Origin of the sequence: Providencia sp. (assembly GCF_003533305.1) — a bacterium.
Taxonomy (GTDB): Bacteria; Pseudomonadota; Gammaproteobacteria; order Enterobacterales; family Enterobacteriaceae; genus Providencia.
Genome location: NZ_DOEH01000006.1, coordinates 127145 through 135146, shown reverse-complemented (window position 1 = coordinate 135146; position 8002 = coordinate 127145). Strand labels below are relative to the sequence as shown.

Below are 8002 nucleotides of genomic sequence, written 5' to 3'. Positions count from 1 at the left end.
GCTATAGTGCGAAATATAACGAGCATTTACTCATCTTCGAGATAGGTATAACCATACAACCCATTTTCAAATTCTTCTACAAAGTCTTTTTGTAACTGCTCGCTCAGACCTTTGCCTTTTACTTGCTCAATGAAGCTTTCTAATAGCACTTCCGGAACTAATTTGACGTATTGCAGCATGTCTGCGACAGAGTCACCTTCTTCACTTTGTAAGTAACGCGCATTGCCTTGGCTGTCTACCCATACATCTATTGCTGCGGTGTCACCAAATAAATTATGCATATTACCCAATATTTCTTGATAGGCGCCTATCATAAAGAAACCTATCATCGGTGGTTTTTCTGGGTCATAAGCTGGCATTGGCATTGTGGTTTCAATGCCATCGCCATCAACGTAGTGGTCGATGATGCCATCTGAATCGCAGGTAATATCAAGTACGACAGCTCGTCGGTCTAAAGGTTTATCTAAGCCTTCAATCGGTAATACTGGGAAAACTTGATCAATACCCCACGAATCCGGTAGCGATTGGAACAAAGAGAAATTCACATAGAATTTGTCTGCCATACGCTCTTGTAGCTCATCTATAATCGGGCGATGTGCTCGGTTGCTTGGATCTAAGTCTTGCTGGATACGACGACAAATATTGAGGTATAGCTCTTCTGCCCAAGCACGTTGAGTTAAATCTAATACTCCGTGAGCATATTGGGTATGCGCTTCTTGCAAGTCAAATTGACTATCATGCAACCATTCGCGTAGTGAACGACTATTACCTTGATGCTGCATTGATTCCCACGTTTCCCACAAAGAAATCAGTGAGCGTGGCGCATCTTCACTTGGCGCAGAGGTTTTCGTAAATTCATTACGCTCTACCCCGATAACATTAGACACTAAGACCGTGTGATGCGCAGTAAGAGCACGACCCGATTCAGTGATAACGGTTGGGTGAGGTAGATTAAATTCTTCACAGGCGTCACCAATTGCCCAAATAACGTTATTGGCATATTCATTTAGCCCATAGTTAACTGAACAATCAGATTGGGAACGAGTGCCTTCATAGTCAACACCCAGACCGCCACCTACATCAAAACATTGAATATTGACGCCAATACGATGTAACTCAACATAGAAACGCGCCGACTCTCGCACACCTGTCGCAATATCACGAATATTCGCCATCTGAGATCCGAGATGGAAATGTAATAATTGCAAGCTATCTAAGCGATTCGCATTACGTAAAATTTCGACTAACTGCAAAACTTGCGTCGCGGCTAAACCAAATTTTGATTTTTCCCCACCACTCGCCTGCCACTTTCCTGAACCTTGAGATGCGAGACGTGCACGAACACCTAAACGAGGCGTTACATTCAAGCTTTCAGCTTCTTTAAGCACCATTTCGATTTCGGACATTTTTTCGATGACGAGGTAAACTTTATGACCCAGTTTCTCACCAATAAGTGCCAATCGAATATATTCACGGTCTTTATAGCCGTTACAGACAATCACAGTACAAGTACGTCCCGCATTCGCGAGCACTGCCATGAGTTCAGCTTTAGAGCCAGCTTCTAGTCCTAAAGGCTCTCCTGAATTGACAAGAGATTCAATCACACGACGCTGTTGATTAACCTTAATGGGATAGACCAGAAAGTAATCGCCTTTATAGCCATACGACTCACGGGCACGCCTAAAGGCTGCGTTTATCGAACGTAAACGATGTTGTAGAATTTGCGGAAAGCAAAATAGTGCAGGTAAACGCAGACTCTGTTGCTCTTCTTTCACTTGATAAACAAGTTCAGCCAAATCAACAACGGTGTCAGGACTTTCAGGGTTAGGGCAAACACAGACATTTCCGCGTTCATTCACCTGATAGTAACCTCCGCCCCAATACGCGATGTTGTACGTCTGGCGCATTTTGCGAGCGATATTATCATTCATTATAAACTCCTAGTATGGAGGGGTGAGTGACGCGTTCTCTTTCCAGTCAAATATCAGTCAAAGACATGATACCGCTAGGCGGTTATGCTAGGGAAATTGCTATACTCAGATTTAAATTAAAAGTGCTTAGAACTTCTAAACGGTGACAATATATGCCCTTAAGCTTAGCTAATTACTGACTAAGATTTAAGGACATAAGATAGGTGTGACGGTAACTTCGTGATGAAGTAAAAAAAGACAGGAAAGTAAAAGCCAATGTCACGCGGCGATCCGCATATGACGGTTGGACACTGTTATTCAGTAGATTATGGATCATAGCCCATTAACCCCCAATATAACTGTTTATACTTTAAAACTTCAATTTAGCTGTGTTTTCAGCATGTTTTTCATTGAAATTCAAAAGATTATAAACATTCCTGATAGATAGCAGATAACTTGTGTGTTCTGCTGGTATATAACGGGAAACAAGAACCATCCGTTACGGTCGCAGTTTATACATCTATTAGACCAAAAATGCAAAACCAAATTGCATGAATCGAGATAATATTTTGCGAATTGCCATTTTATGCCCCACTTCGTTTTTAATATAAAAACAGCTAGAATTTTTTACGGTATGATACTAAAATAGATAAATAGACGTCTAGATGTTAAAACATCCAATTATAATTCTGCGAATTTTTAAGGTATCAATCTAATGGCCACACACCTATTTACCTCTGAGTCTGTATCAGAAGGGCATCCGGATAAAATTGCTGATCAAATTTCTGATGCAGTCCTTGATGCTATTCTTGAACAAGACCCGAAAGCACGCGTTGCCTGCGAAACCTATGTCAAAACAGGTATGGTAATGGTTGGAGGAGAAATCACCACCAGTGCTTGGGTTGATATTGAAGAAATTACACGTAAAACCGTTCGTGAAATCGGTTATACCAGCTCAGACATGGGCTTTGATGCTAATTCTTGTGCTGTATTGAGCGCTATTGGTAAACAGTCACCAGATATTAACCAAGGTGTTGACCGTGAAAACCCATTAGAGCAAGGCGCAGGTGACCAAGGTATCATGTTTGGTTATGCTACAAATGAAACTGACGTATTAATGCCAGCACCGATTACGTTTGCTCACCGTTTAGTGCAACGCCAAGCTGAAGTGCGTAAAAATGGGACACTTCCGTGGTTACGCCCAGATGCAAAAAGTCAGGTCACATTTAAATACGATAACCATAAAATTGTCGGTATTGATGCGGTTGTTTTATCAACTCAGCACTCTGAAGATATTCATCAAAAAGATTTGCATGAAGCCGTGATGGAAGAAATCATCAAACCTGTGCTACCCGCAGAATGGCTTTCATCAGCAACTAAATACTTTATTAACCCAACAGGCCGTTTTGTTATTGGTGGACCTATGGGAGACTGCGGCTTAACCGGACGTAAAATTATCGTTGATACATACGGCGGTATGGCTCGTCATGGTGGCGGCGCGTTTTCAGGTAAAGATCCCTCTAAAGTTGACCGCTCAGCAGCCTATGCAGCACGCTACGTAGCAAAAAACATTGTTGCCGCAGGTCTTGCAGATCGCTGTGAAATCCAAGTGTCCTACGCTATCGGTGTTGCTGAACCAACATCCATTATGGTAGAAACTTTTGGTACTGGTAAAGTTTCAGAAGAGCAACTCATTACGCTAGTGCGTGAATTCTTTGATTTACGTCCCTACGGCCTAATTCAAATGCTTGACTTGTTGCACCCAATCTATCAACAAACCGCTTCATACGGTCACTTTGGTCGTTCCCTGTTCCCTTGGGAAAAGACAGATAAAGCAGAAATCTTACGTGCAGCCGCGGGTTTATAAATCGCTGCTTAAGTACGCTTAATTGACTGTTTTATTGAGCTATATTTAACATTCTATCGCTCAACTAAAAACCCATCCTAGGATGGGTTTTTGTTTATCTAGCTCATATCAAACTATCAACTAAACGATCCGCTAAACTATTTTACTGTTTTTATTATCATTATTTATCTAGCTAATTTTTTTGACTAAATTGAAAAATAGCCATACCCGCAATCATCGCTAGGGTAAAAATAACACCCTGGATAATCCCCATTCCAGTCAATAATAATGCAGGTCCCGGACAAATACCGGCAAGTCCCCAACCCACACCAAAAAAAACACTTCCGGTCACTAAACTTACGTCTATTTTTTGATTGGTTGGAATTTGAATTGGGCAATTTAATACACTGCTTTTACGCTTTTTAACTAACGCAAAAGCAATGCCGCTAATCGCCATAGCAACGGCCATAGTCACCAGCAAAGATGGATCCCAATTACCGGTTATATCTAAGAAAGCGAGGATTTTAGCGGGATTCCCCATTCCTGCAATAATGAGTCCTAATCCAAATAATAAACCTGAAATTAATGCGATAAGAATTGGCATAATTATTATCCCCCTAGTCCATAACTATTAGAGATAGCAACCGTAATAAAAGCCACAACCATAAAAATCAGTACTGCGACTATTGAACGACGGGAGAATCTAGCCATACCACAGATACCATGACCACTAGTGCAGCCGCCACCTAAACGAGTACCAAATCCAACAAATAAGCCGGCAAGAATTAAAATTGGCATACTTGTCGTTATCACAACCTCTGGACTATAAGCGAAATAAATGAATAATGACGGCGCTATCATGATCCCTAAAATAAATGCGACTTTCCATCCGGTATCCCCTTTAATTGGTTTCAATATACCGGCTAAAATACCGCTAATACCTGCTATCCGACCGTTAAAAACCAATAATAATGCGACAGCTAAACCAATCAATACCCCGCCGAGTGCAGCCGACAAAGGTGTAAAATGAGCCCAATCGATAGTCATTTTATTTCTCCTGAACAGGGCAATAAAGTTGATATAATGTGTTCAATAATATGAACAATTTTTCATCCGCAATAGCATAATAAATACGTTTTCCTTCACGACGTGTGACAACAAACGCTTCATTACGCAATACCGTTAACTGTTGTGATAAAGTCGGCTGTAGAATACCCAAGGTCTCCTCGAGCTCACTAACACATGCTTCCCCCTGAGTTAACTGACATAATATGATTAACCGATCAGGATTTCCGAGTATTTTTAAACGCGCTGCGGTTTGAATCGCCGCCAGTTTCATTGCACTAAGTTGTGCTTCTGATGTGTTATTATTCATATTACCCACAAACATTGGCTATGTTATATATAATTACAATATATTTTTTAATATATTAAATGTCAATTATTGCTAGCTAGATATAATTACCATCGCGTACTATTTATAAAATAAAAACAATTTATAGGATAAAAACAATTCGAGTCCCTATCTTTTTACAACAGCGTGTCATGCAGACACTGCGAGCCAAAATTGCCCTCGCAGAGCAAAAATTGGAACAAAAATTTCCAGAGCCTATCGTTAACTATAAGCAGCGAGGAACCACCGCAGGCAGTGCTTATCTCAAAGAATGGGAAATTCGTATCAACCCAATATTATTGATAGAAAACCCTGATAACTTTATTGATGAGGTTGTTCCTCATGAACTGGCCCATTTACTGGTTTATCGTGTTTATGGACGCAAGGGTATTTTACCTCATGGCAATGAATGGAAATGGATGATGCAAAATGTGCTTGAAGTAAGCCCAAGCCGTACTCATAATTTTTCCGTCAGCACAGTAAAAAGTAAAACATTTACCTACCATTGCGCATGTCCTTCAAATCATGAATTAACTATTAGAAGACATAATAAAGTGGTACGAGGCGAGAACCAGTATTTGTGTAAAAAGTGCGGGGAAATTTTGCGAAGAAAAAATGAGGTTGCGGCAGAAAATTAGTCTTCTGCCGCACTAAATTATGGGCGTGTCTTTAAGCAAACTCTTTAAGCAAACTCTGTCATCACAAGTTTTGCAATTTCAAAGTAAATAATAAGACCCGTACCATCAATGAATGTTGCAATAAATGGTGCAGAAACCACCGCAGGATCAACTTTCAATTTTTGCAGTACCATTGGGATAATTGAAGCAACAATCGAACTCCACACCGTAATAGCAACAATAGTTAAGCTGACAACAATAGTAACTTCATAGCCGACGCCTAGTATCCAAGCTCGAATCAATGCCGCGCCACCAATTGTGATTGCAACTAAAAAAGATGTCGAAACTTCCTTTCTCAGCACCGTACCCAAATTACGTAAACTCACTTCGCCGAGTGCCATTGCTCTCACTAAAGTTGAGGTAATTTGCGTACCACTATTACCACCGGTTCCAATTAACAATGGAATAAAAAATGCGAGTGAAATCGCTGCTTCCAATTGTTCTTCAAATGCTTTTAAAACAGTACCTGTATAAGCTTCGGCGACAAATAGCATTAATAACCAAACTACACGTTTACGCCATAAAGTAACTGGGCTAGTGGTTAAATAAGGTTCATCAAGTGGCGTTGTCGCACCCTGCAATTGAGCATCAAGCGTATTCTCATCTTCAATCAGTTCAGCAATATCTTGCGGTCGCAAAACACCCATCAATTTACCGAATTGAACTACTGGTATCATATCTAGACCACTATGATTAATCAGATCATAAACGGCATGACGAGATTGCTCAGGCGAGACGGAGAAATAATTGTGTCGCATAATATCGGCTACTAATAAATCTTCTGAAGCCGCTAATAATGATTTAACTGAAAGAATACCATTTAAATAATTATCGCTATCGACAACAAATAAATAAGTGGGAATTTGTTCGCCTTCGAGGTGTTCAATTAAACTAATCTTCACGCTAGCAATTGAGTCAGCAACCGAAACTGGCAAATATGATTGGCTCATATAAGCACTAACGGTTGTATCATCAATTTTAGGTTGCTGGGTATGATTGTTTTTTTGACGTACGTTTTTCACTGCGGACTGTGCAATTGCTACAGTGCCCGCTTTGTTCTGGGTAGTGAATGTCATTTTTTTAGTCCCTATTACTGTTGGTTACTCAAACAGTACTCACATAGGGGCGAAACCAGATGAGAGAATGCGATTGCTATCTCTTCGTCTCGGTTTTAGCACTATACAACGTATCCTGATTAATACAGGAAGTTACATGGGGATATACCTTCGGTCGATATATCCTGTCCTGATCTTGGGCGTCTCTCGACGTCGTCAGATCAGTAACCTATGTTTGTATAGGAGCCTCGCCTAACGAGTTACTGCACTTTGGATGCGGCGCAAATTATACCCACTTAATGATTAATTACTAGCTTTTAAATAAGTCATTATACTGATGGAACTAGGCCGTTTATGTTTTGTTTAAGTTAATATGTAATAAGGATTCATTATGTAACAAGATGTAACTTGGAATAAATTTTGTTATGAAAATTGATTAAAAACACATAATTGCTTTAATAGTCAAACACCATAATCATAAAAAACATTAATCAAATTAATACGTTATTAAAGGTAATAAGCCAATCTCAGAATAATAAAAATATATTATAAGTTTTCATAAATTAAGCCTGATATAATATAAGCTCAACTCATTTATCGAGTGGTTATATTACTTAGCTCTATAAAATTAATATTATCCATTTACGCACACTCATATTTAGAGTTAAATACTATAAGAATAAATACTTACGTAATTATTTAGTTCGAAACATTCAATTAAAAATATAACTTTTGAATTAAAAGCTTCATTTACCCTATTAATTTAGGATTAAATATCTTTAGATTTAACTTAAAATGATGTGAATTAATTTAACAGTGAATATTTTATTATGGATAAAGTAATCGTCGATATGTTAACAAACTTAACATTTCGAATGAATGATGAAATAAAAATTGCAGCGATATCGGCTTTAGGCGATTTTAAAGCGACAATTGAATATAATGATGCCATTATTCGGATCATTGACTTATGCCAAGACCCTAATAAGGAAGTTGCTGTCTCAGCAATAAATACATTGAGTAAATTATCCATCTACTTTGTTTCAGGGAAATTTCCTGAACACTAATTTAGAGTAATAATTAAATTATATTTATTACTGTTATTTTTAATATTAAAAAAT

At 38.9% G+C, this 8002-nt stretch carries 8 protein-coding genes and 1 riboswitch; of the genes, 3 read left to right on the top strand and 5 right to left on the bottom strand.

What is annotated here, in order from left to right; translation table 11 throughout:
- Positions 1-26: 26 nt before the first annotated feature.
- A complete protein-coding gene (gene speA, locus DD649_RS02310; protein WP_294103190.1) occupies positions 27-1931 on the bottom strand; it encodes a biosynthetic arginine decarboxylase in 1905 nt (634 codons plus the stop codon).
- A 694-nt stretch (positions 1932-2625) separates the two neighbouring features.
- Between speA and metK the strand changes: the two genes are divergently transcribed.
- A complete protein-coding gene (gene metK / locus DD649_RS02305; RefSeq protein ID WP_294103187.1) occupies positions 2626-3777 on the top strand; it encodes a methionine adenosyltransferase in 1152 nt (383 codons plus the stop codon).
- 172 nt (positions 3778-3949) lie between these two features.
- Here metK and DD649_RS02300 read toward each other — a convergent pair whose 3' ends face one another.
- Genes DD649_RS02300 through DD649_RS02290 form a run of 3 tightly spaced genes read right to left on the bottom strand, consistent with a single transcriptional unit; the run spans position 3950 to position 5131 of the window.
- Positions 3950-4360, bottom strand: coding sequence for a DUF6691 family protein (locus tag DD649_RS02300; RefSeq protein WP_294103185.1), 411 nt, complete (start codon positions 4358-4360; stop codon positions 3950-3952).
- 5 nt (positions 4361-4365) lie between these two features.
- Positions 4366-4803: a YeeE/YedE thiosulfate transporter family protein gene (locus DD649_RS02295; RefSeq protein ID WP_294103183.1), complete on the bottom strand. Its 438-nt coding sequence runs from the start codon at positions 4801-4803 to the stop codon at positions 4366-4368.
- Between the two features lies 1 nt (position 4804).
- Positions 4805-5131 (bottom strand): metalloregulator ArsR/SmtB family transcription factor, encoded by a 327-nt coding sequence (locus DD649_RS02290; RefSeq protein WP_294103181.1) that lies wholly within the window; start codon positions 5129-5131, stop codon positions 4805-4807.
- Positions 5132-5259: 128 nt separating this feature from the next.
- Between DD649_RS02290 and DD649_RS02285 the strand changes: the two genes are divergently transcribed.
- On the top strand, positions 5260-5787 hold the full coding sequence (locus DD649_RS02285; protein WP_294103197.1) for a SprT family zinc-dependent metalloprotease: 528 nt from the start codon (positions 5260-5262) through the stop codon (positions 5785-5787).
- Positions 5788-5831: 44 nt separating this feature from the next.
- On the opposite strand, the gene DD649_RS02280 is transcribed toward DD649_RS02285, so the two are convergent.
- The gene (locus DD649_RS02280; protein ID WP_294103179.1) at positions 5832-6902 is read right to left on the bottom strand and encodes a magnesium transporter; all 1071 of its coding nucleotides are present in this window, start codon (positions 6900-6902) and stop codon (positions 5832-5834) included.
- Between the two features lie 73 nt (positions 6903-6975).
- A riboswitch (M-box (ykoK) riboswitch) is annotated at positions 6976-7148 on the bottom strand.
- Positions 7149-7711: 563 nt separating this feature from the next.
- On the opposite strand from DD649_RS02280, the gene DD649_RS02275 reads away from it, so the two are divergent.
- Complete coding sequence (locus DD649_RS02275; protein ID WP_294103177.1) at positions 7712-7948, top strand: HEAT repeat domain-containing protein; 237 nt, start codon at positions 7712-7714, stop codon at positions 7946-7948.
- The last annotated feature ends 54 nt before the right edge of the window (positions 7949-8002 follow it).

Excerpts from the sequence above, each read along its gene's own strand:
- speA (WP_294103190.1), bottom strand. The coding sequence starts at position 1,931 with ATGAATGATAATATCGCTCGCAAAATGCGCCAGACGTACAACATCGCG.
- DD649_RS02290 (WP_294103181.1), bottom strand. The coding sequence starts at position 5,131 with ATGAATAATAACACATCAGAAGCACAACTTAGTGCAATGAAACTGGCG.
- metK (WP_294103187.1), top strand. The coding sequence starts at position 2,626 with ATGGCCACACACCTATTTACCTCTGAGTCTGTATCAGAAGGGCATCCG.
- DD649_RS02275 (WP_294103177.1), top strand. The coding sequence starts at position 7,712 with ATGGATAAAGTAATCGTCGATATGTTAACAAACTTAACATTTCGAATG.
- DD649_RS02300 (WP_294103185.1), bottom strand. The coding sequence starts at position 4,360 with ATGCCAATTCTTATCGCATTAATTTCAGGTTTATTATTTGGATTAGGA.
- DD649_RS02280 (WP_294103179.1), bottom strand. The coding sequence starts at position 6,902 with ATGACATTCACTACCCAGAACAAAGCGGGCACTGTAGCAATTGCACAG.
- DD649_RS02295 (WP_294103183.1), bottom strand. The coding sequence starts at position 4,803 with ATGACTATCGATTGGGCTCATTTTACACCTTTGTCGGCTGCACTCGGC.